This is a genomic window from Halanaerobium saccharolyticum, assembly GCF_004362045.1.
Taxonomy (GTDB): Bacteria; Bacillota; Halanaerobiia; order Halanaerobiales; family Halanaerobiaceae; genus Halanaerobium; species Halanaerobium saccharolyticum_C.
In genome coordinates this window covers 56,930-80,589 of record NZ_SNWX01000012.1, presented here as the reverse complement: position 1 = coordinate 80,589, position 23,660 = coordinate 56,930, and the positions used below count along the sequence as shown (strand labels likewise).

Below are 23,660 nucleotides of genomic sequence, written 5' to 3'. Positions count from 1 at the left end.
TAAAATGTCATTAGTAGGAAAAGAAGTACTGCCCTTTATGGCACAAGCATATCAAAATGGAGAATTTTTGGAAGTTACAGAGGAAGATTTTAAAGATCAGTGGAGTGTTGTTGTTTTTTATCCGGCTGATTTTACCTTTGTCTGCCCGACTGAATTAGCAGATTTACAGGACGAATATGATACTCTAAAGGAACTTGGAGCTGAAGTTTATTCAGTTTCAGCAGATACCCATTACACTCACAAAGCCTGGCACGATAATTCACCAACAATTGGTGAGATTGAATTCGTGATGGTTGGAGATCCTTCTCATACCCTCTGTAAAAACTTTGATGTTTTAATTGAAGAAGAAGGTCTTGCCGATCGCGCAACTTTTATAATTGATCCAGATGGAATAGTTCAGGGTATAGAGATCAACGCGGGAAATCTTGGAAGAGATGCCAGTTCTATTGTCAGCAAAATTAAAGCTGCTCAATATGTAAGAAATAATCCGGAAGAAGTTTGCCCTGCCAAATGGAAAGAAGGAAGTCGAACTCTTAAGCCGGGGTTAAACCTTGTTGGAAAAATATAAAACTAAAACAATTATAAAATATTGAGCCACCTTTCACTAATATAGTGATTGGTGGCTTTTTTTACTTAGCTGCCCAGCTGCTCTTTTTTGCAACTATAATAATCAAAATTATTGATAATATCAATAATCCACCGGTTTCTAAAGCTAAGTTGAATGGTTTTAATTGACTGACTCCCATAATCTGCTGTAATCCCCGGGCAAGATAGGTTAGCGGCAGAAAACGGCTTAAGCTCTGAAAATATGAAGGTAGAAATTCTATTGGAAAATAGATTCCGGAAAAAAAGATCATAATAGTCAGTAAAATACTAGCAGCCTGAAAAGCACTATCTGCTGTTTTGAAAAACAGGGTTATTAAAGCACCAAATCCCATCATAATAACTGTTCCAATAAAGATATAAGGGATAAACAGCAGCCAGTTGATTGAAAACTAACTCCAAAAATAATTCTGCTGGCAGCCAGAATTAAAAACATGCTTAAAATTGATGCCGGCCCGGCATCCTGCTTGTTATCAGAGCCAGAACAAAAGCATTTTTGTTGATAGGAGCTGCTGCCATCCGCTTTAAAACTCCTTTTTCTTTATAATAGATAAAAACCTCGACTATGACAAATAATCCTGAAGAAGCAAGTCCCAGAGCAATTAAGCCGGGAAATAATGATAAAAACTGAGTTGAACCTGATGCCTGTGCCGGAGCTGTAGTTGCAGATTCTGTATCAATAATTACTGTTTCTAAATATTCATTTAGATTATTTTCTCTTAAATTGATTTCTCTGGCAATTGAATATGCCTGCTGCTCCAGAGCCGGATTATCCTGAATTCTGGCAGGATTAAAGGCAAATTCCAGACTGTTAGTAGAGCTTCTGCTTTATAATTTCTTAAAAGCTCCTCTCCCGCTTCTAGAGTGGAAACATATTTAAAAGTTAAGCTCTGATTTTCATTTATTACCTCTTCTAATCTGCTCTGCTCAATTGTCGCCTGATCACTATAATAAATAAGTACTCTATCAGGCTGGCTCTGATCACCACCACTATAAAGCGAACCGAAAATTAACATGAATATAAGCGGCAGTAAAAGCACAAAAAATATCGTCTCCTTATTGCGCAGAAAACTCAAAGTTAAAGTTTTCGTATTATTTAGATACTGTTTTAACATTAAGATTCACCTCCAGGATTCCAGCTGAATTTGTAGCTTGAAATGATAATTGAGCCAAACAGCCAGATAGCCGGAACAAGAATATTTAGCAGAACCGGAGTCGGACTTGGATAAATTCCCAGTGCATCTCTCATTCCATTAACCAAATAGTACATCGGATTAATTTTTGCAACCAGAGATATAACTCCTGACAAGTTAGAAACTTCAAAGAACATTCCACCTAAAAAAGCCATAGGATAAATTACAGCCTGAGTTACTGATTCCTTATTTTTAACTATTGATAAAAGTAAAAAACCGAGAGCAATGGAAACAATCAGAGAAAACAGCATATAAAATATAAATTCCGGTCTGAAAATCGCCAGATTAATATCAAAAAATATTTTAGCCCAACTATAAATTAAAACAACCTGGGTAATTGAGAGTAAAATAATAAATCCGAGTATTCCACTAAAATATTCAACAGCTCTTAATGGAGTTGCAAAATATCTTTTAAGAATTTCTCTGGCTCTCATAGATGAAATTTTTTCTACAAAAATTTCAAGACCAGAAATTAAAAAACTAAAAAGTATAATTCCGGGTACTAAAAATTCTGCAAATGAAAAGTCACTTCTGCTTTCAGATTCCATTATCGCTATTTCTCTGCTGCTTACATTTATCAGCTCATCTCTGCTAATATTCCCCTCTGCTATATTGATCTCCTTATTTAATTCATTAATAATACTGGTAATCATATCTGCCGCGATAAGAGAAAGCTGTCTTTCTGGCTGGCGATAAATTTCTAATTGAGCACTTGCTCCCCATTCTATTTCCGGAATTACTAAAACTAACTCTCTCTCACCCTGCTCAAGCTTTTTTCTTTCTTCCTGCAGAAAATTTGATCTGCTTTGATTTTCTTCTTTTCTATAAAATTGAAACCAGCGGCTTTCTTCGGAAGCTTCTATTAATTCAAATACTGTATTAATTATTGCTGGATAACTATTAACAGTGTTGGTTTCTTCAACTTCTGGACTGACTATACTAATCCGAAAAGTTACATTTTCTTCAATTTGGCCCCCGAAAATAAGAACCAGAATAGTCATTAAAATTAATGGGAAAATCAGATTCTAAAAAACCGAATATTTATCTCTTAAGTGCTGGCGCAGATGCTGTAAAAAAATACTTTTTATGGCTCCCATCAGTCACGCAGCCCCTTTCCTGTTAACTCTATAAAAACATCTTCCAGATTTGGTCTTCTAATTTTTAAATTGTCAATTTTAATTTCTTTTTCACCTGCCCAGTTAATCAACTCAGTCAGGGAATGAGAAAGATCTTTAACATAAATAGAAATCTCGGACTCTGTTATCTTCAATCCTGGATAAGTCTCCCTCAGCTCGTCAATTGCTGAATCTGTAAAACCAGTTTTTTCAAAAACGATTACATTTTCTTGCCCCAAATTATCAATTAGTTTTTCCGGGCTGCCGTCTGCAATGATTTTACCCTGATCCATAATATAGACATAATCTGATAGTTTTTCTGCTTCCTCCATATAATGAGTTGTTAAAAAGATTGTTTTACCAGCTTTTTTTAAGTCTTTTATTAAACCCCATAATTTTCGTCTTGCCTGAGGATCAAGCCCGGTTGTTGGTTCATCTAGGTATAGAATTTTGGGATCATTGATTAAGGCAAGCCCTATAGATAGGCGCTGCTGTTGACCACCCGAAATATCTTCTACAAAAGAATCTTTTTTATCCTCCAGAGCAATTTTTTTGAGAATATCAGCTGTTGAAAGTGATTTTTTGTAAAACGAGCTGAACATTTTAATTATCTCTTTAACCTTAATTTTTTCTATATAGTTATTTTTCTGCAGCAGAACCCCAATTTCTTCTTTTTCTTTTCTCGAAATCTTAGCTACTGTTTCTCCAAAAAATTTAATTTTCCCAGCATCTTTTTCTTTTAAACCTTCAAGTATTTCTATTATGGTAGTTTTTCCAGCCCCATTTGGCCCTAAAAGTGTAAATATCTGGCCTTTTTTAACATAAAAAGATATTCCAGCAACAGCTTTGAGAGACCCATATGATTTTTCTAAATTAATAATTTCTACTGCTTTATTATTTTCAACCATTATTCTGATTCTCCTTTGTATTAATTTTGCGTTTGTATGTTTATATATAAATATATGATATTGTAAGTTTTTGTCAATGGAAAAATAAAAAACTCTCAAACCAGAAATCTGGCTCAAGAGCTTTAATATCATATTAAATATATTTAATTATTGAATCTATTCAGTTTGAAATAATAATTTCTAATTCTGAGTCAGCAGATAAATAAAATAAGGAGCACCGATCAGAGCATCAATATTGAATATTTCTTTTAATACTTCAGAAGCAATTACTTCTTCCGGATCACCGGCTTTAACGACTTTTCCATCTTTCATTGCAATAATATAGTCTGCAAATCTAGCTGCCTGGTTTAAATCATGCAGCACCATAATAATTGTTCTTTCCTGCCTTCTATTTAAATCATCCAGCAGTTTTAGTACTTCTAATTGGTGGGCCAGATCAAGATAGGTAGTAGGTTCATCTAAAAATATGGTATCAGTTTCCTGGGCCAGGGCCATAGCAATCCAGACCCGCTGTCTCTGGCCTCCAGAAAGAGCATCTACAGAACGATACTTAAACTCATCTGTTCCGGTAACCTCCAGCGCCCAGTTGATCACTTCATAATCCTTTTTAGTTAATCTTCCTAACCCACTCTGATAGGGAAAAAGACCATAGGAAACTAATTCTCCTACTGTCATTCCAGTAGCCATTTCCTGAGTCTGGGCCAGATTGATAAAATACTAATTAAATCTAATTGAAAATGAAATCGATTCTCATTTGATTGCAAAAAAATAGACTACTGCAAAAATCAAGTAGTCTACTATAATATAAGATATGCCTGAAAATATATCAAATCTAATATAATCCCATATTTAAAAATATAAGTAAATTAATATAATTTAATAAATAATACTCTTATTTCCTCAGGTAATTGACTTTTCGCTTCAGTTACTCGCTTTAAATTTTCACTACCAGATTTTCGGGAGCAATTTTTTTGTTTCCTCCATATATTCTTTATACTCCGGTAGTTTATCAATCAAAATTTCTTCTTCAACTTTTATTCGCCATAAAAAACCAGCTATCGTTATTAATGAAAAAAAGAGACTAAAATATGAATTCAAGACTAGAGGGAAGGCTATGATCTGAATTATATTACCTGTATAAGCAGGATGCCTGACATATTTATAAATTCCAGATTTGATAATTTTCTGTTCTTCCCAGTTTTCTATATCTCTTGAAAAAAACTTACCCAGTCTTTTAATTGCCAGACCCCGAATTATTATACCCGAAATAATTAATATACTTCCAGAGACTGTAAATAATAAATTATCTCTCTGCAGGTAAACATATTCTATTACTGGAACTATCAATGTAACAAACCAGGTTAATGATAAATAATGACTGGTTGCAAGGTGTGATTTGTTATTTTCAGTCTTTTGTCCCTTATAAAAATATTTATCAGATAATAAACTGCAGCTAACTAGAGACAAATATAGATAGATGTAAAATTTGTTTACAGCTGATCCATTAGCCTCAATTAATCTCCAGGTATAAATTAATAAGATAATAATTACTATTTTAACTATAATATTAATTTTTTTATTCATATTAATCACCGATTTTTTTAAAAAAATTTGTCTATTTTTAATTACTTATTTGTATTCTTTATTTTTTACTCCTTTAGTCTAGTTATTTCAGTCCCATACTTGTTTTAACTTTATCCATTGTTTCAGCTGCAATTCCACCTGCTTTTTCTTCTCCCTCTTTTAATACATTATTCAAATAAGTTTCTTCATTAATTATTTGTTTGTATTTTTGCTGGATAGGCTTTAATGTTTCAATAACCACTTCTGCCAGTTCTTTTTTCAATTTACCATACTTTCCATCCGAAAAATGATTTTCAATTTCAGCTTGAGTTTGATTTGTTAAAGCCTGATATAAAGTTAACATATTTTTAATTCCAGGTGAAGCATAATCAAATCTAGTTTCTCGATTGGAGTCAGTAGTGGCACTCATTATTGTTTCTCTTATAACATCAGGTGAATCAAGCAGTCCAATAGCATGTCTTTTTTTGCTTTCACCAGTGCTTTTACTCATTTTAGCTTCCGGATCATCAAAGCCCATTATTCTGGCACCACTTTTTCTAATCAATTCTTCAGGAACTTTTAGAACATCTCCATATAAATGATTAAAGCGTTGAGCAATATCTCTTGTAATTTCTATATGCTGTTTTTGATCTTCACCTACCGGCACTAAATCTGTGTTATACAACAAAATATCTGATGCCATCAAGACCGGATAATCAAATAAACCTGTCCCAACTGATTCTAGCTTTTTTGATTTAGACTTAAACTGAGTCATTCGCTCTAACCAGCCAACAGGAGTCACACAGTTTAAAAGCCAGGTCAATTCGCTGTGCTCTGGTACATCAGACTGTACGAAAATTGTAGATTCTTCAGGATCAATTCCGCAGGCCAGATACAGAGCAGCAACTTCTTTCACCTTTTTTCGCAGGTATTCTGGCTTAATACTCTCAGGAATTGTCAGGGCGTGTAAGTCAACAATACAAAAGATGTTATCATACTTCTTCTGATTTTCTACCCATAAACTTAAAGCTCCTACATAATTTCCAATATGCATTTGGCCAGTGGGCTGAACCCCAGAAAAAACTCGCTTTTTATTTTCCATATTAAAACCTCCAGAATATCATTATAGTAATTTGCTTCTTAATTCTATTATCTCTAAATATTTATCTTAATTAGTTAAAAATAAAAACCTTAGCTTATCCTGTTACATGATAGCCACCATCTACATGAATAATTTCCCCGGTGACCATAGTTGAAAGATCACTGAGCAAATAAAGTGCACTGGCAGCAACTTCTTCCTGTTTAACCAATCTTCCTAAAGGTGATTTCTCCTTAAAACTCTTCATTAAGCCTCTGAAATCAGAAATACCGCTGGCAGCTCTGGTTAAAATTGGCCCGGGCGAAAGAGCATTAACTCTAATTTCATCCTGACCAAGGTCAGCAGCCAAATATTGAACTGAAGACTCAAGAGCCGCCTTAGCAACCCCCATAATATTATAATTTGGAATAACTTTCTCCCCTCCATAATAAGTAAGAGTAACTGCTGAGCCACCACTCTTTTTCATAAAAGGATAGGCCAGTTGAAGAGCTTTAACATAAGAATAAACACTTATTTCCATACTGCGGAGAAAACTATCCCGGGCAGTATTTACAAATTTCCCACTTAAATCTTCTTTCCGGGGTCCGCCAGCAATTGCATGAACAATAAAATCAAATTCTCCCCCAAACTCTTCTCCAATTTGTCTAAAAACTGCTTCAAATTCCTGATCGTCTGTAATATCTAATTTATGATAGTTTTTTGCCCCTAATTCTTTAAATAAAGGGATAACCTTTTCACCAATTTTTTCATTTTGATATGTAAATGCAGTTTCTGCACCTTCTTCATTTAACCTTTCTGCAATTTTCCAGGCCAATGATTTTTCATTAGCAACTCCCATAATTATACCTTTTTTACCTTCCATCAATTTAGACATCATAATTACCTCCCAATTTTAATAAATCAAAATTATTTGTTGTGTAAGTTTAAGTTAATAATATCACTAATGTTTTTTAATTTATAATTTTTAAAGCCTGTTCCAACTGGGGATCTCTCTTATTTAAAATATCACTAATCTCCTCTTTGACAGTTATATCTGGCTCAATTCCTTTATTTTTAGGCAGCCCCTCTACTGCAAGTTCGTATATCAGAGTAGAATAATGAAGCCTCATCCGGGTATTACTTAAGACTATATCTTTTGAGCTATCACTGCACACATATGATCCACCAGTTCTTCTTCCTAATATGGTACCAAGTTCATGGTATTTAAAGAAGGCAACAAAATGAGCAGCAGTTGAAAAATTCGCTCCATCTGTTAAAAGAATAATTTTGCCCTCGAAATTGTTTTCGGAAGTCTTAATTGGATCTGTAAAACCTAAAACCCGCTGGAGAAAAGGAAGATCAGCAGTAAAGTAGTCAGTTTCTTTATTAACTAGATAGGAAAGTAATGTTTTTGACATAAATGGATTAGCTCCAAAATTTCCTCTGAGATCAATAATTAAATTAGAAACTTCTTTCTCTTTTAAATTCAAGAAGAAATCCTCTAAAAAAGAATCAAATTTCTCTACTTTTTCCTGCATAAAAACATTTAGATCCAGCAGAGCATAATCATCAAATATTTTCTGCTCATAATAATTTCCATCCCTGTATGCTGCAAAATGAAGGCTCCAGGAGTTTAAGTTGAAATTACTATTGTGCTCTGCATTTAAATTAACAGTTATTTTATTTCCCTCCTGGTCAAGATACTCAACTGTAAACTGATCTGAATTATCAATAAAATCGTAGAATCTGCTGTTAAAATATTTGCTGAGTATATATCTCTGTTTTGCTTCACCTTTTCCGTCGCCACTGATGTTTTTAATTAACTCTTCTATAATTTTTTTGCTGCTCAAACCATTAATTGATTCAATTTTATTCCCGGGCTTAATTCCACTCTCCCTATCACCTTCTAAAAGAAAAAGTTCATCATTTAATAAAGTTACTTTCAATGGGAAAAACTTTGCATTTTCTTCTCTATTTTTTTCTAATGCCTCTGAAATATATAAGTTGGTATGACCGCAGTTAACACCAGTAATTAAAGGATTAATCAATCTATAAAATTCCAGCTCTGTCATTCCATTTTCAATCAAATCATAGGTGTTAAGAAAATCTGATTTCAAATCTTCTTTTTTGACAAATAGAAGAGGATTTTCATCCAGAATAGTAGTCTCAACCTGCTTTAGATCCTGAACTAATTCCTCTCTGGTATATTTTTTGCTTTTAGCAGCTTCCACATCAATATAGCTGCCAAAAAAGCCGGTGTTATATAACATTAAAACTGCCAGTAAACTGATAATGGTCCAGGCAGCAAAAATTTTAATTCTTTTCCCCTGCAGCCTCCTTCTTAATAAAATAAATGAAAATAGTAATATTAATGAGATAAGAACAAAAAATAAAGCAAATAAAATAATTGTATTAACCGGTAAAAAACCGGATTGATTCACTGAAAATATCATAAATACCCCCTCCTCCAGATTTATTATAAATTAATAGTAGATTATTGAAGTCAATAAAGAGCCCAACTTAAGTTAGGGTTTTTAGATAAATCAATAAAAAATTAAGAAGATACAGAATATGCATCAATATAATTATAACACATAGTGAAACAAAGATTAATAGTATAACTATATTCAATTAATAAAATGTAACTTTATTAATTAATTCCTACTTTATTGCTCCTTCTTTCTAGTAAAACCACATCCCGCCACTCACCATTTTTCATTTTTCCAATCTTCTCTCTTATCCCAACTTCTCTAAAACCATACTTTTTATGTAATAATAAACTAGCTTTATTTTCCGGAAAAACACCTGCCTGTAATGTCCAGAATCCATTTCTTTCTGATATCTTAACTAATTTTTTTAATAAATTAGTTCCAATATTATTCTTTCTATATTTTTCTCCTACATAAATACTCACTTCAGCAACACCAGAATAGACACACCTATCAGAAACCGGGCTTAATGCTGCCCAACCTAAAACTTCATCTCTTTTTTTAGCTACTAAACGGCATTCCGAACTATGTCCCGTATCCCACTCTTTCCAATCTGGAGCTTGAGCCTGAAAAGTTGAATTCCCTGTTTTTATTCCTTCAAGGTAAATTTCTCTTACCCCTTCCCAATCTTCAGTTTTCATTTTTTCAATTATGTATTCCATATTCTAACTCCTTTTCAATTATAATTGTCCCTGTTCTCCATACTTCTTGTTCGATAAAATACTTTATTTTTTTAATTTTATTAAATTGCAATGTTAAATTGAACTAATTTCAAACTGTAATAATTTTAATTGTATAGAATTTGTTTTAGTTGATCTTCAAAAGCTTCATTTGGAGTTAAGTAACCCAATATTTTTCTTGGTAAAGTATTACACCAATTTTGAACTCTGGCAATAGCTTCAATGGGGAATTCGTTTATGCTTCTACCTTTAGGTATAAATCTTCTTATCAAGCCATTGTGACGTTCGTTAGTGCCTCTTTCCCAGGATGAATACGGATGGGTATAATAAATTTTTGTATCAACTACTGCTTCTATACTGGCTATCTCTGAGAATTCAGAACCATTGTCACTTGTAATGCTTTTAAAAACTGTAGAAAATAGGTTTCCCGTTTCTTTAATCAGCATTGTCATAGCCTCCTGAACAGAATAAGAACTTTTGCCAGCAATTTTACGAATTATTTGTGAGCGAGTGGTACGTTCTGTCATAGTAAGTAATGCTGCCTGATCTTTAGTCTTTTTGTTGTTTCTAATTCGTCTTGATTTTAAAGAACGTCTCAATTTAAGTGGCAGATCAATATTTTTAATCTCAAGTAATCCAGCATCTATATAATTATAGAGAGTTTTAGTACAAACCATCTCTGAATTTGGAAATTTATTATGCAGCTTAGCTGAACCACAAATAGAATCAATTGAATGATCTGAGTTGTAAAATTCATCTATCACATGTTCTATGAAATTGTAACATTCTAAGAGTTTAAACTTAGGTCCGCAATTTTTACGATTATTCTCATAAACTCTTTGACCAGTGTCTGGAAAGTAGATTTCAACAGTTTTATTAGCTTTGATTTGAGAAACAGTACCACGTTTCAATTCGTTTCTGACTGTATTAGAAGCTCTATTTAAGCGTTTAGCAATAGCATAAGCTGACATTCCTTCTGAGTGTAATAATGCAATTTGACCACGCTCATAAGCATTTAGGTGTTTATTTTTTCGAGAAATTGGTGTATCATTTAAGTAGTCCATAGTGTGCACCCTCCTGTAATGTTTTTGTTTGTGGTAATTCAATTATATTACAGTTTGGGCCACTATGGGCATTTTTTTATTAAATTTTTAATTAGTTCAGGTTCATTATACAATTAAGCGCTTTTTCTTTTTCTTCATGAGAAAATAACATATCTTCACCTAAGATACCATCTTCTTCTAATTTAAGTGTCCAATTTAAAATAATATTTCGTACTGTATCTATAAGCCCCTTAACACTTGATTTATCAATAAAAAATACAATTTCTGTTTTATATCTCATATTACTATTCTCATATATTTTATTTTTGGTTTGATCATCAATAGATAAAGCTAATCTTCCTGACGTATTTAAGTCATTTTCTAACTCAGAAATTTTAAGATGTATTTTCATTGATGACATAAACCCCAGTATTGTTTGCCAACCTCTTAGTGGATGTTGTCCTTTTAATTGCCCTGGAATCACTCTATAATCAGGAATATCATCAGACTCAGAATACCCATTCATTTCTTTTTCTAACCACGCTTTAAATTCAGGAATATTTAATTTTCGTGCAACTACATAAGATTTTCTTAATAAATCTGAAATATTGTTTTTATTACTTAAGGATTCTTGTTGCAACTCTAAAACTATAGATTCCATATAAAATCACCTTCTTTTATTAGAATAAGACTTATAAACTTAGTATTTCAGATAACGTCCCTGGGATTTGCGCTCGTGACTGATTCCGTCAGAAACTGGCGTAAAGCTTGCTTTTCTATATCCGTAATTTGTTAAATTGCAAGCTTTATGACAGAAGTCATGACGCCAATCCCATGTTATCTAATCGTTTGCTTCTTTTGACCTTCTCTTTATATAATTATTTATTCTTTTTCTTTTACCTGCTTTCTTTTTAGTAATACAAATGTTATAATATAGTTGAGGTGATAAACTATGAAAACTATAAAATTAAGAAAAGTTGGTAACAGCTATGGCTTTACTATTCCTAAAGAGCTTAAAGAAAAATATAATCTTAAAGAAGGGGAAGAACTTCATATCATTGAAAATGAAGATGGTTTTACAGTAACCCCTTTTAATCCAGAATTTGAAGAATGGGCTAAAGCTTTTGATAAGACTAACCAAAAATATAAAAATACTCTTAAGGAATTAGCTAAATGAATGATATTAAATTTATACCTAAAGACATAATTCTATTTTTCCATGAACAACTTGTTAAAATTTATGGTGGTAGTTTTGGTATTAGAGATGAAAATTTATTAGATTCAGCTCTTGAACAACCTAAAGCAACTTACCAGGGTGAATATTTACATGATTCATTGTTAAAAATGGCAGCAGCTTATGGCTATCATCTTTGTAATAACCATCCATTTATTGATGGAAATAAACGAATTGCTTTTGTAGCTATGGATACTTTTTTACAAAAAAATGATCTAGAAATTACAGCTTCCGAGAAAGATACCTATAAAATGATGATTCAGGTAGCTTCTGGCCAGTTATCGAAAAAAGAACTAACTTTATGGCTTGAAAATAATACAAATTCAATAAAATGATAAACCTTCTGAGTTCATTAATCAGGAGGTTTTTTGTTTCGCAATCTACTAATCGGCAAATATCAGATAATTTCCCTGGGATTTTCGCTCGTGCCTGGTTCCGATAGGAACTGGCGTGAAGCTTGCGTTTTCGTATCCGTGATTGGTTAACCTGCAAGCTTTATGACAGAAGGCATGGCACCAATCCCATGTTATACGACCGTTGGGCTTTGCTCTTATCTTTATTAATTAAGAACATTAATAATATAATTCTTTTAATAGAAAAAAACACCTGCATAAATATCAAAAACATTATACATGCATATTGCATGCGTTAGTGTTAAGTGATATAATATAAATAGAATAAAAGATTAATCATTAGACGAAAGGAGTTTTTATTATGCCATCTTTACAAGTTAGAGATTTACCAGAACATCTTTATCAAGAAATTGTCCAATTAGCTGAAGCTGACAGAAGAAGTATTACCCAGGAAACAATAGTATTATTGGAAAAAGCTTTAAATATAGAAAAAGAAAACAAAAAACGTCGTCAACAACTTCTAAAAAAAATACAAGAAGAAACCAGTCAAGAACAGAAAGATGAAGAAATATTAGATCCTGTAAAATTAGTTAGAGAGGATCGTGAAAGATGAGAATTACAATCGATGTAAGTGCAGCTGTTGTAGTAGTGATGGGCGGTAAAAGACAAGAAGAAATTATAAATATATTAAATGACGCAGACTGGGTAATTGCTCCTTCTCTTTTTATTTATGAAGCTAGTAATACATTGTGGAAATATCATGAATATCAAGATTATAGCAAAGAAGATATTATGAAAAAAATTGAGTATCTTTATAAAATGGTAGATCAGTTTATTGATGCCAAAGACATTTTTGAAGAAGCTTTGCCACTTTCATGCAAGATAAGTCATCCTGCTTATGACGCTATGTATTTAGTTACAAGCAGGCGTAAAAATGCTACTTTAGTAACTTTAGATAAAAGATTAGTTAGAGCAGCTAAAAGTATTGATGTTCCAGTAGCAGTAATTACTTAGCCCAATGTCGTAGTCACGGTAGGATTAGCAGTTGCCTGCTCACCCCCGCACAGATCTCAGCATGCAGAATTACCACACTGAGCTCTTCAGTAATATTCACATCCGTTATCAGGCAAAGTTAAATCTTACCTGTTCTCTTTGCCTTTCTTGCTATATTCTTCAGTGAGGTTTGCACTAATTGTTCTGGCCTTGCCCGTCCAGTTAGTGTTTCCTTTAAAGATTTCATATTACTGTTAACCCCTTCCTCTGTATTATCTAATTTGACTTCAGAGTACTATGAGTTAATCCGAAGTCCTGCTAATTTCTGGTTATCCTTCTTGTTTGGTTGGATTTACCTACCAGTATGATTACTGGAACTGCAGGAGTCCTCCCAGGTTCCTAATACTTCTTTCTTTTCATGCCAGGTGCTCTGACCCCGACAGACCCTCATGAGTTTCACCATTACAACTCATTTGTGCTGACTTCCATGACGTTAAACATGTTGTCATCTGCTCTTTTGTCTGTGCTACAGACATCCAGTTAACGGGGCTGAATATGCTTCAGGAGTACGGTACTCCTTCTGGCCTAAAAAGTCCTCTGTGTACACTTCATCTAATAGTTACCTATTTCGATGCAACACTCGATACAGCCTGCTGGTTAGGCTTTGACTGATAGAGACTTGATAATTAATATCTACATTACGACTATGCTTTATCTACGGACAGCGAGGTAGCAATAGTTGACCTTCTGTCTGGCTTTTATTTATATCATTACCATCTGATTTTTTCGCTGTAATATTATTTTATCTCACTCTACTAGAAGTATTAAACTTCCTGGCGTTCTAACGTCCCGCAGGTTTACGAAGTTGATGAGTCTTAGCGCGACTGCGCTTGACGAATCAATTTGGGCGAAACGATAGTGGAGCCGTAAACCTTGCTGTTAGGCGAAGTCCTAGTTGACGCTTAATTCCCACAACATCTCTTATATTTCATTCTTCTTTTGGTTTTAGGATTTATGGCTCCACAAGGACAAGGGTCATTTCTTCCAACTTCATTATCTTTTACAACAAAATCTGTATCAGTTTTTATTCGAATTGCAGGAAAAATAAATTTAAATCCTGCATATTCCATATCTATTTCTAATATTTTAAAATCTTTATTCCATTCTGGAAGAAAAGCAAGAGATTCTATTTTTTCTGTTATTATTTCTAAATTTCCATCAAATTCATTAAATAATTCTATTAAACTTTGTTCAGTTATTATTCTTATTGAATCATCTAAAGCAGAACTACCAAGGTTATTTTTGGATATTACACATCCATATATATTATGTATTTTTTTATTAAAATTATTTCCAAATATTCTTTTTGATCCATCATCTAAATTATCCTCTAAATATTCTAATATTGCATGAATCTGAGATATACCTTTACTCAAATCTTCATCTCTAGCACAAACTTCTGGAATAGAATCAGTAGGTATCAACCACTTTATTTCCCCTATAAACAAAGTATTCGTAATAGAATCAAAACAAGCCATATCTATATCAGGAAGTTCACCAGGTAGTTCTGTTTTAAAAGATAAATTAAGGCTTTCAAATTCATCACTAAGTTTATTTTTGATTGAATTAATGATAACATCTTCTTTTTGATTTGATATTCTAGAATAACTGGGTTGATCAATTTTATTTATTAAAGTAATCAAATTTCTTTCAGCACTATTATTAATAATCATATTTGGTGCTATAGCATATATATCATCCTTCAAATTGAAGAATGGTTGCCATATTGCATCAATATTTCTAATACTATGGTCATAAATTAATATATCAATAATTGATTCTATTTTGTCTCTAGATAAATCAGTTCTAGATAAAAACAACTGGCATAAATCTTCGTAAGTATAAATTAAAACTACACTTTCAACTGCCAAATTATTTTTACCCGAATATAAACATGCAGATTGATGTAATAAACATTTAGTTAATAATATATTCCAAAATTCTTTGAATTCCTTTAAAGTAAAGCCAATAAAATCCCAATCCTCTGGTAATGTAAACATCTTATCAATTTGTATCAAACTAATTCTTTCAAATATTCCCAATATTTCATCGGCTTCTGAATAACTTATTTTTTCATCAAACGAAATTGATTCTATCAATTTGTGAATATTATTTTGGTATATTTCACTATTTTCCATAATATCATCTAAAGGAACTTCAGATATTTTTGCTTGTTCACGATAAGTTAAAGCTATAGCATCAATTAAATTATCATCTTCAAGTAGATTAAATTTAACAATATTATTTGTTTTATCCACCTCTACATCATTTCTACCTCTTGACCATAAAATATATGAGTCACACAAACTTCTATAAAAACCTGCATGTTTTAAAGTATCGCCTGCACTTACATAAAATTCTCCATCTATTTCATAATCTATTTCAAAATCATCATTTTTGCAACAGTCATATGCCCAATTAATAGCCATATCGACTTTGTCCAGATGATTATGAATTAATATATCCATACTTTCTGGTGAATCAGACAATAATACTATAGGTGCCTGTAATCTACACATATCTTCAAAAACTCTAAGTAAATATAAAATTGATTTTCCTCTTGGATTTTCAAACAGGGGAAATGACTCATGCTCGACATCTATTATATTTTCAATCTCCCTAACATACTTTTCAATATCTTTTTTCACATTATCAACTCCCTTACTAGGATTTCGCCTAACTCACTTATTTGCCAATGAAAATTCATGAATACTAAAAATAGTAAATTTTCATGACTGTAGTTTCATTAAGATTATCATTCAGTAAACGTTCTTAAATTTTAAGAAGTTCCTAAATCTTAGGTCGATCTTCCTTGCCAAAAAAATTTGCATTAAGCAAATCTATACCTGCTTTCCCATTCGCTTCTCATTATAATTTTTTTATTATCAACCAAATAATCTGTAGCTAGCTTACCATAAAGATGATCAATTTCATGTTGAAACAGTTCCGATAAATCATCATTAAATTCTTTTACTACTTCTTTTCCATTTTCATTTTGATATTTTACTTTTATTTTTTTATGGCGCTTAATATTAACAAAAAAGGCAACATCAAAACTAAAGCAGCTGTCCCAGACATCAAACATTTCTTCACTTTTCCAGATAATTTTTGGATTAACCATAATTATCTCTTCCCCATTTGAATTATAGTAAATCACTTTTTTTAGATAATCTATTTGGGGAGCGGCTAGAGCTCTACCAATATTTTTTTCTTTTTGAAGATAAGATAATGTATCCTTCAAATCTTGAACAACTTCTTTTAACTGGTTATCAAAATTAGTTATATTAGCTGATTCTTCCCATAATTTAGGATTACCAATCATTAATACTTCTCTTATGGCCATTATTAATCTCTCCTAACATAAATAACTTAATTTATATATTCAACAAACATTAGTCTTATCCTTCAAATTTTACCAATATTAATAAATTACTGGATTCTGTTTACATTAATAATGTAAATAGAAATAATTTTCTGAATTATAAACATAAAATAAAATCACAGCTGTACAATTAATATCACAATCAATTAACTGACTTAGCTGAGATTTTATTCTTATATTAGAGTGATTAAACTCTAATAAATTAAATTCTATAAATTCTCTTTTTCATGCTGCAGCAGCCATTTCTTGCGCCAGACTCCTGAACCATAGCCGCCCAGATCACCATTACTTGCTGTCACCCTGTGGCAGGGAATAATTATTGGAAACCTATTTTTATTATTTGCATTTCCAACTGCTCTATAGGCTTTATTATTGCCAACTGCTTCTGCAACTTCTTTATAAGAAAAGGTATTACCATAAGGAATTTCTAACAATTGCTGCCAGACACTTTGCTGAAACTCTGTGCCTTCAATTTCCAGCGGCAGCTCAAATACTTTTCGCTCTCCTTTAAAGTATTGATCCAGTTGTTTTTTTGCAGTCAATAAAACTGGATTAGCAGCTTCCTGATAGCGCTTTTCTTCTTTAAAATCTAAGCTGACTATTTTATCCTTATCAGCCTGAACCTCAACTAAACCAACTGGGGAATCATAATATGCAACCTTATTCTCTGTAGTCAGTTCTTTTGCACTATTAAATATTTGATCTAGATTCTGAGTGGTTACCTCCCAGAGATAAAGAGAAGCTGCTGTATTAAAGGGATCAAATTGATCTTTAAATTTTTTGAACTGCTTTTCTGTAGGCTCAGATTTTAAGCCATAAAACCACTGGATTCCTTTTCTAATTCCAAGATCATTGTAGCTGATTACATTTTTTCTATTTAATGAAAAGATTAAAAACATCTCTGCAGTCCAGCTTCCAATTCCCTTGATTTTAACAAGTTGATCAATGATTGTCTGAGCTTCAATTTGTTCAAGCTTTGAAAGTTCCAGCTGATTTTGATTAACTGCGGCAGCTAAATTTTTAAGATAATCAATTTTTCTTTTAGAAAGCCCACACTTTTTTAAATCACTGTCTGCAGCAGCAGCTATATTTTCTGGAGTTAATTTTGGAATCAGATTCTTTAATTTATTCCAGATAGAATCTGCAGCCTTTGCAGAAAGCTGCTGGTAAACTATACTGTTGGCCAGGGCAGTAAAAGGTTCTGGTATATATTCTCTTTCAATTTCTCCAATATAATTGATTAAATCATTCATCCTTTGATCCTTGTTTTTTAAGTAATCAATTTCAGACTGGGAAATCACAATTTTATTCTTCATCTGCTTTAGCTCCTTAGTTCATCGACTAAAAACTAATTATTTTTTTAAAGACTCTTCGATATCTTCTTTCTTGGTGGCAATAGAGTCAGCCAGGTGCAGCAGTCTTACATCAGGATATAGTTGTTCTGCTTTAGACCGCTTACGTTCATCAAAAGGGCCATAAGGTCCCATATGATAGGTAATCGCAAGTATATCTCTCTCTTCCAGTTCAATAAACCTGGTTGCCTCCAGAATTGAACGCATCGAATGATTTAAAGGCAAATTATTTTCATTATAGTTCCAATCACTATTCACATCCGGAGGAGCTATATTTCTGCCATCTTTAAACCATTTAATGAGATCACTGGCATATTCTTTGGAAATAATAAATTCCTTGTCTTCTACATATTTATCCAGGCCATAAGAATTGTAAAGATCCATATTATCTCTGACCAGGCTTCTCAAAAAGTTGTTCTGACCTGGAGTTATGGTGTGCTGCATCTCTGAGGTATAGGCAAAACATTTTTCCAGATCATGAAGTGAAGCCTGGAGAATAATATTTTCCCGGGGTATACCTGCATTAATTTCTTGATTAAGCTTTAAATACTCTCTTTTAACGTTTTCTGTGTGTTCTAATAGACCACCGGTAACATTTAAATGATGTCTGATACTTGCTGGTTTTTTATAAAAACCTATCTCTTCTAAATATGTTAACAGTTCTTCTATACCTTTTTTACCTGTCTTTTTTAAATCACTAATAAACCTATCCTTCATTTTTGCACCTTCCTGTATCTAAAAATTTAATTATTTTTATCTTTTTCTCATCTATCAAATTTTAACATTTCAGCTGTAATAAAACAAGCAATTTTAATAAAATACAAAAAATCCCGGTTTAACTGCAGTTAATTAAATCTTTACAGCTAACCAGGATTATTTATGATTATTCTATTTAATTAAGACTTTTATACATTCTCTATAACTCGTTCTAATCTTGTTTGGATCTCCTGAGCTATTTCATTAATCCTTTTATTTTCTGACATTCCCAGTGCCTTTTTGGGATCAACTGCTGCTACTTTAACTTCCTCAGTTTCAGTTTTATAAACAATTACATTACAGGGAAGCAGTAAACCGAGTTCAGGCTCCTCTGCTATTCCCTCAAAGGCAAAAGCAGGATTACAGGCTTCCAGTATAATATATTCATTCATTTCTTTATCCAGCTTTTCTTTAAATATTTTTTTCATATCCAGTTCTGTCAGAACCCCAAATCCTTCTTTTTTTAACTCAGCTTTGACCTTTTTGATTGTTTCCTGATAAGAAAGTTTAACTGTTTTTTGAATACCGTAATTACTCATAATTTTCCCCCTTAGAATTTTAAATCGCAATTTCTTGTGGACTTAATTGTTTAAATTATTCAAGATTTCTCTCAATTCTTCTTTTGAAATTTCGCCTTTTGCATAGCGCTGTCTTGCTATTTCTTCAGCACTGTCTGCATTTTTTTGATGTTCAATTACTTTTCCATTATTAAAATGGTTTCGATCATTATAACCCGGGCCACCATGTCTCTGATCATCATGTCTGCGCTTATCATCTCTGTGGTGATTATTTCTATTATATTCTTTAAAAAAGTAGTAAACAACTCCAACAATTACTATCCAGAAAATAAACGAAAATCCTCCACCCATCATTCCAGGGCCAAAACCCATCATAATTATTCCCCCTATTTTAAAAAGTTTTACTGATATTGTCAGTATTTACTAATACCAGTTATTTAACCAGTCTCTCATCATAAAGATTTCTTCGCGCTGACTGTCTCTGATACTTCTGGCAAGCAGATATACTTCTCGATGTTCATCTAAATTACGCATTATTAACTGCTGTGACATCATTACTGCTCCCATGTGATGAAAAATCATATCTTCTAAAAAAGCACGGTCCAATTCTTCTCCAGCTAAACCTTCGTAATTCCCCATCATTGGCTCATACTGATAATTATTGCTCCTATCTGGATACCACTTAGCCAGGTATTTTTCCATCTCTTCAATTTCCTGAGTCTGAACTTCTATAATATCTTCAGCAAACTCTCTCATTCTATCTCTATTGGTATTTTCTCTTAAAATTTTTGCCTTAGCAACTGCTTCCTCATGGTGTGGTATCATTTTAATTAAGAATTCATACTCACTGTCAACTGATTCCATCATTCCAGGACCCATCATCCAGGGTCCCATCATTCCTGGGCCAGGTTGAGCAAAAGTTAAATTAGCACCTGCTGCAATAATTGTTAAAATAATCAAAGTAGTAATTAAATATTTTTTCATTAAATTGGCCTCCTTTGAAACTCAAATTCGTCCCCAAATATACCCCTGTTAGGTATCCTAAACATAGTATAACACTCAGGATTGTTCCTGTCAATAATAATATCGTAATTGTTGGATATTAAACAATTACTGTTCTTTCAACTTTAGTCTAAGTTTATTATAGAATATAAATATGAAGAGAATATGAATTTTCTAAAAAAATTAGCTAGTTCTTTCAGATAGTTCTTCAGGATAAAAAAAGAGCAGCTGCAGATCAGCCACTCTTCAGAAATTAATTATGGAGTTTATTTTTATTTATAATTTAACAAGAATTCTTCCCTTAGAATTTCCTGCCAGCATTTTTTCAATCTGCTCATCTAAGGCTTCTAAAACAATTTCTTTCGAAAATTTATCAATTTGATCAAGCTTCCAGTCAGAAGCTATTTTTTGCCAGATTTCTTCCCTCAAATTTCTCTTACACTGAACAGAATCTATACCGAGCAGACTGACCCCTCTTAAGATAAAGGGATAAACATTTAGATCTAATTTTGCAGAGGCTACATTTCCACAGCAGGTTACAGCTCCACCGTAACTGGTTGATTTAATGGCAGTAGACAGCATATTTCCGCCTACAGTATCAATGACTCCATCCCATTCTTCTTTTAAGAGCATTTTCCCAGAATCATCATCAACCTCTCTGCGGTCTATTATGTTCTGAACTCCTAAGCTATTAAAATAAGCTTTTGCATCAGTTTTACCGGTAGCTGCTGTAACATTATAACCTAACTTTGCTAAAATAGCAGAGGCAAAGCTGCCAACTCCTCCCGAAGCACCAGTAACTAAAATATTACCTTGATCAATATCTGCCTCCCCGATTTTATAAACTGAAAGTGCAGCTGTAAAACCAGCTGTACCATAAATCATACTTTCTCTTAAAGATAAATTATCCGGTAATTTCACTGCCCATTCTGCCGGTATTCGAATATATTCTTCTAATCCACCATCAGTATTCATTCCCAAATCATAACCGGTGACTATAACCTTATCACCTCTGCTGTAAGTTCCACTCTGATCTTCCACAACTATACCCGCCGCATCAATACCTGGAGTATGGGGATATTCTCTGGTAACCCCTTTATTCCCATTTGCAGAAAGAGCATCCTTATAATTTAAAGAAGAATATTTAACATTGATTATCAGATCACCTTCGGGTAAATCACTAATTTCTTTTTCTATAATTTTTCTTTTAAATTTGCCTTCAACTTCGCTAACTTCGAATGCTTTAAATTTTATATTTTCCATATTAATAATCACTTCCTTTAACTTAAGCTTAACATATAGACTGCTAAAATTAAATGTTTAAAACTGACCGATAAATAGCTGGACCATAAAGGAAACTATTACTACGAGTGCTGAAATTATAAAACCGTGTAATAATGGTTTGATACCAGAATCAGTAACTTCCTTAAAATTTGTTTTTAAGCCAATTGCACCCAGGGCCATTACCATCATAAATTTTGAAACAGCAGCAATATTACTGCTTAAATCTGCTGAAACAACACCTGTGCTTTTAACCGCAACCATTATTAAAAATAGTAAAATAAAATAGGGAAAAATAGTTTTAATCTTAATTTCTTTAGCTGATTTATTAGATTTTTTACCCAGCTTCTTATTTTCTCGGGCATTTATATAAGAAAAAATCATTACTATTGGAACAATTGATAAAGTTCTGGTCAGTTTTACAATTACTGCAAAGGCACCTGCTGCATCAGAAAATGTATAAGCTGCAGCAACTACAGAAGATGTATCGTTAACTGCTGTACCTGCCCAGAGTCCAAAACCTAGATCACTCATCCCAAAATATCTACCTGCTATCGGAAAAAGAATAACCATTAATATATCAAAAATAAAAGTTGCAGAAATCGCATATGCAATATCACTATTATGAGCTTCAATTGTTGGGGCCACTGCAGCTATTGCTGAACCTCCACAAACACCGGTACCTGCAGAAATTAAACTGGAGAGTTTCCAGTTCATCTTAAACAGACGTCCAAAGATATAACCACCCCCAAAGGCAGTCAATAAGGTAAAAGTCATTACAATTATAGAATAACCTCCAACTGATAAAACCTGAGAAAAACTTAAAGTAAGGCCCATCAGTACAATTGCTGTTTTTAGAATTTTTTTGGACACAAACTGAATACCGCTGTTGAAAAAAGTTAGTTCTTTAATAATCGGATTTAACAACATCCCCAGCAGCAGTGCAAAAACACTGGCACTAATCAAATCCATTGGTATATATGTACTTACTGCTTTGGCAGTTAAAGCTACTAAAATTGTAAGGATAATTCCAGCTATATAATCCTTAGCCTCTGTCATTTTATCTCCCCCTTTTTGATTTCATTCTTGATTTTATAATAGAATAACGATAAAATAAAATTATAATATTTTATAAATCAATAAAATAAAATTATAGGTGATAAAATGATAGATTTCAGACATCAGACTTTTCTGCAGCTCTGCAGAATTAAAAATTATACTAAGACTGCATCTAAACTTCATATTACCCAGCCCACCGTAACTCAGCACATCCAATATTTAGAAAACCATTATGGTGTTAAATTATTTAATTACAGCGGCAAAAATTTAGAGATTACCGGAGCTGGAAAAAAGTTATATAAATATACAGAAAGAATGGTCGCAGATAGTCAGGAAATAAAAAAGTTAATCAGAGAAAAATCAGATATCCAAAAAATTAAATTTGGAGCTACTCTTTCAATTGGTGAGTTTGTAATGCCCGAAATTTTAAATCAGGTTATGCAAGAGAAGCCAGTGCTTAACTTTGATATGCTGGTTGAAAATACAGAAACTCTGCTCAATAAATTAAAAGCAGGGGAAATAAATTTTGCTCTTTTAGAAGGCTTTTTTGATAAGTCTAAATTTGGTTATCAGCTTTTCAGTAAAGAGGAGTTTATCGGAATCTGTTCTCCCGGCTTTAAACACAGCCAGCAGAAAATCAAACTGGAAGATCTATTAGATTCTCGTCTAATTTTAAGAGAATATGGATCAGGAACCCGTGAAATATTAGAACAGATTCTTTATACCAATAATTTAAGTAAAAAAAGTTTTGCTAATACATTAGAAATTGGTAATCTTAATGCTATCAAAGAATTGGTTGCAAAGAATAGAGGTATTTCTTTTATCTATCGGGCAGCAGTAAAAAGGGAATTAGAAAATAATATCATCTCAGATTTGAAGATTAACAACTTCAATATCAAAAGAGAATTCAATTTTGTTTACTTAAAAAATAGTGTTTTTGAAGATCAATATTACAAATACTTTAAGTTATTTAACAGCTATAGAAAATAATTAAAGCT

At 32.5% G+C, this 23,660-nt stretch carries 26 protein-coding genes and 1 pseudogene; 6 read left to right on the top strand and 21 right to left on the bottom strand.

What is annotated here, in order from left to right:
* The first annotated feature begins 4 nt into the window (after window positions 1–4).
* Window positions 5–568, top strand: coding sequence for an alkyl hydroperoxide reductase subunit C (gene ahpC / locus DFR79_RS08855; RefSeq protein WP_133515144.1), 564 nt, complete (start codon window positions 5–7; stop codon window positions 566–568).
* A 61-nt stretch (window positions 569–629) separates the two neighbouring features.
* Here ahpC and DFR79_RS08850 read toward each other — a convergent pair whose 3' ends face one another.
* The 12 genes and pseudogenes from DFR79_RS08850 to DFR79_RS08795 form a co-directional block, all read right to left on the bottom strand.
* Window positions 630–977, bottom strand: coding sequence for an ABC transporter permease (locus DFR79_RS08850; RefSeq protein ID WP_279512881.1), 348 nt, complete (start codon window positions 975–977; stop codon window positions 630–632).
* Window positions 978–1,322: 345 nt separating this feature from the next.
* On the bottom strand, window positions 1,323–1,718 hold the full coding sequence (locus DFR79_RS08845) for an ABC transporter permease (protein WP_133515142.1): 396 nt from the start codon (window positions 1,716–1,718) through the stop codon (window positions 1,323–1,325).
* A complete protein-coding gene (locus tag DFR79_RS08840) occupies window positions 1,718–2,815 on the bottom strand; it encodes an ABC transporter permease (RefSeq protein WP_279512880.1) in 1,098 nt (365 codons plus the stop codon). The genes DFR79_RS08845 and DFR79_RS08840 overlap by 1 nt, the downstream gene beginning before the upstream one ends.
* A gap of 77 nt (window positions 2,816–2,892) precedes the next feature.
* Entirely contained in the window at window positions 2,893–3,819 is a 927-nt protein-coding gene (locus DFR79_RS08835) for an ABC transporter ATP-binding protein (protein WP_133515140.1), read from the bottom strand.
* A 180-nt stretch (window positions 3,820–3,999) separates the two neighbouring features.
* Window positions 4,000–4,524, bottom strand: a pseudogene (locus tag DFR79_RS08830) (ABC transporter ATP-binding protein); the annotation flags it as partial.
* Window positions 4,525–4,764: 240 nt separating this feature from the next.
* Window positions 4,765–5,403: a methyltransferase family protein gene (locus DFR79_RS08825; RefSeq protein ID WP_133515139.1), complete on the bottom strand. Its 639-nt coding sequence runs from the start codon at window positions 5,401–5,403 to the stop codon at window positions 4,765–4,767.
* 82 nt (window positions 5,404–5,485) lie between these two features.
* Window positions 5,486–6,484 (bottom strand): tryptophan--tRNA ligase, encoded by a 999-nt coding sequence (trpS, locus tag DFR79_RS08820; RefSeq protein ID WP_133515138.1) that lies wholly within the window; start codon window positions 6,482–6,484, stop codon window positions 5,486–5,488.
* 94 nt (window positions 6,485–6,578) lie between these two features.
* Window positions 6,579–7,358 (bottom strand): enoyl-ACP reductase FabI, encoded by a 780-nt coding sequence (locus tag DFR79_RS08815; protein WP_166638019.1) that lies wholly within the window; start codon window positions 7,356–7,358, stop codon window positions 6,579–6,581.
* A gap of 73 nt (window positions 7,359–7,431) precedes the next feature.
* Window positions 7,432–8,913, bottom strand: a complete 1,482-nt coding sequence (locus tag DFR79_RS08810) for a S41 family peptidase (RefSeq protein ID WP_133515136.1) — start codon at window positions 8,911–8,913, stop codon at window positions 7,432–7,434.
* Window positions 8,914–9,110: 197 nt separating this feature from the next.
* Complete coding sequence (locus DFR79_RS08805) at window positions 9,111–9,611, bottom strand: GNAT family N-acetyltransferase (RefSeq protein ID WP_133515135.1); 501 nt, start codon at window positions 9,609–9,611, stop codon at window positions 9,111–9,113.
* A 125-nt stretch (window positions 9,612–9,736) separates the two neighbouring features.
* The gene (locus DFR79_RS08800; protein ID WP_133515134.1) at window positions 9,737–10,693 is read right to left on the bottom strand and encodes an IS30 family transposase; all 957 of its coding nucleotides are present in this window, start codon (window positions 10,691–10,693) and stop codon (window positions 9,737–9,739) included.
* A gap of 91 nt (window positions 10,694–10,784) precedes the next feature.
* Window positions 10,785–11,333, bottom strand: coding sequence for a hypothetical protein (locus DFR79_RS08795; protein WP_133515133.1), 549 nt, complete (start codon window positions 11,331–11,333; stop codon window positions 10,785–10,787).
* A gap of 291 nt (window positions 11,334–11,624) precedes the next feature.
* Between DFR79_RS08795 and DFR79_RS08790 the strand changes: the two genes are divergently transcribed.
* From DFR79_RS08790 to DFR79_RS08775, 4 genes are all read left to right on the top strand, one after another.
* Window positions 11,625–11,849 carry an AbrB/MazE/SpoVT family DNA-binding domain-containing protein gene (locus tag DFR79_RS08790; RefSeq protein ID WP_013405740.1) on the top strand — a complete coding sequence of 75 codons (225 nt, stop codon included), beginning with the start codon at window positions 11,625–11,627 and terminating at the stop codon, window positions 11,847–11,849.
* A complete protein-coding gene (locus DFR79_RS08785) occupies window positions 11,846–12,241 on the top strand; it encodes a type II toxin-antitoxin system death-on-curing family toxin (RefSeq protein WP_133515132.1) in 396 nt (131 codons plus the stop codon). Before DFR79_RS08790 ends, DFR79_RS08785 begins: the two co-directional genes overlap by 4 nt.
* Before the next feature lie 379 nt (window positions 12,242–12,620).
* A complete protein-coding gene (locus DFR79_RS08780) occupies window positions 12,621–12,872 on the top strand; it encodes a hypothetical protein (protein ID WP_114457974.1) in 252 nt (83 codons plus the stop codon).
* The gene (locus DFR79_RS08775) at window positions 12,869–13,273 is read left to right on the top strand and encodes a type II toxin-antitoxin system VapC family toxin (protein ID WP_133515131.1); all 405 of its coding nucleotides are present in this window, start codon (window positions 12,869–12,871) and stop codon (window positions 13,271–13,273) included. Before DFR79_RS08780 ends, DFR79_RS08775 begins: the two co-directional genes overlap by 4 nt.
* A gap of 941 nt (window positions 13,274–14,214) precedes the next feature.
* Here the strand turns inward: DFR79_RS08775 and DFR79_RS08770 are convergent.
* From DFR79_RS08770 to DFR79_RS08730, 9 genes are all read right to left on the bottom strand, one after another.
* Window positions 14,215–15,960 carry a YecA family protein gene (locus DFR79_RS08770; protein ID WP_133515130.1) on the bottom strand — a complete coding sequence of 582 codons (1,746 nt, stop codon included), beginning with the start codon at window positions 15,958–15,960 and terminating at the stop codon, window positions 14,215–14,217.
* 182 nt (window positions 15,961–16,142) lie between these two features.
* Window positions 16,143–16,655: a peptide deformylase gene (locus DFR79_RS08765; protein WP_133515129.1), complete on the bottom strand. Its 513-nt coding sequence runs from the start codon at window positions 16,653–16,655 to the stop codon at window positions 16,143–16,145.
* A gap of 248 nt (window positions 16,656–16,903) precedes the next feature.
* Window positions 16,904–18,010 (bottom strand): methylated-DNA--[protein]-cysteine S-methyltransferase, encoded by a 1,107-nt coding sequence (locus DFR79_RS08760; protein ID WP_133515128.1) that lies wholly within the window; start codon window positions 18,008–18,010, stop codon window positions 16,904–16,906.
* A gap of 36 nt (window positions 18,011–18,046) precedes the next feature.
* On the bottom strand, window positions 18,047–18,763 hold the full coding sequence (locus DFR79_RS08755; RefSeq protein WP_133515127.1) for an HD family phosphohydrolase: 717 nt from the start codon (window positions 18,761–18,763) through the stop codon (window positions 18,047–18,049).
* A gap of 188 nt (window positions 18,764–18,951) precedes the next feature.
* The gene (locus DFR79_RS08750) at window positions 18,952–19,341 is read right to left on the bottom strand and encodes a DUF302 domain-containing protein (RefSeq protein WP_133515126.1); all 390 of its coding nucleotides are present in this window, start codon (window positions 19,339–19,341) and stop codon (window positions 18,952–18,954) included.
* A 42-nt stretch (window positions 19,342–19,383) separates the two neighbouring features.
* On the bottom strand, window positions 19,384–19,695 hold the full coding sequence (locus tag DFR79_RS08745) for an SHOCT domain-containing protein (protein WP_133515125.1): 312 nt from the start codon (window positions 19,693–19,695) through the stop codon (window positions 19,384–19,386).
* Between the two features lie 48 nt (window positions 19,696–19,743).
* Window positions 19,744–20,304, bottom strand: a complete 561-nt coding sequence (locus DFR79_RS08740; protein ID WP_133515124.1) for a DUF305 domain-containing protein — start codon at window positions 20,302–20,304, stop codon at window positions 19,744–19,746.
* A 294-nt stretch (window positions 20,305–20,598) separates the two neighbouring features.
* Entirely contained in the window at window positions 20,599–21,585 is a 987-nt protein-coding gene (locus DFR79_RS08735) for a YhdH/YhfP family quinone oxidoreductase (protein WP_133515123.1), read from the bottom strand.
* A gap of 57 nt (window positions 21,586–21,642) precedes the next feature.
* On the bottom strand, window positions 21,643–22,662 hold the full coding sequence (locus DFR79_RS08730; protein WP_133515122.1) for a YeiH family protein: 1,020 nt from the start codon (window positions 22,660–22,662) through the stop codon (window positions 21,643–21,645).
* A gap of 105 nt (window positions 22,663–22,767) precedes the next feature.
* Here DFR79_RS08730 and DFR79_RS08725 point away from each other — a divergent pair, with 105 nt between their 5' ends.
* Window positions 22,768–23,652, top strand: a complete 885-nt coding sequence (locus DFR79_RS08725; protein WP_133515121.1) for a LysR family transcriptional regulator — start codon at window positions 22,768–22,770, stop codon at window positions 23,650–23,652.
* Window positions 23,653–23,660 lie beyond the last annotated feature (8 nt).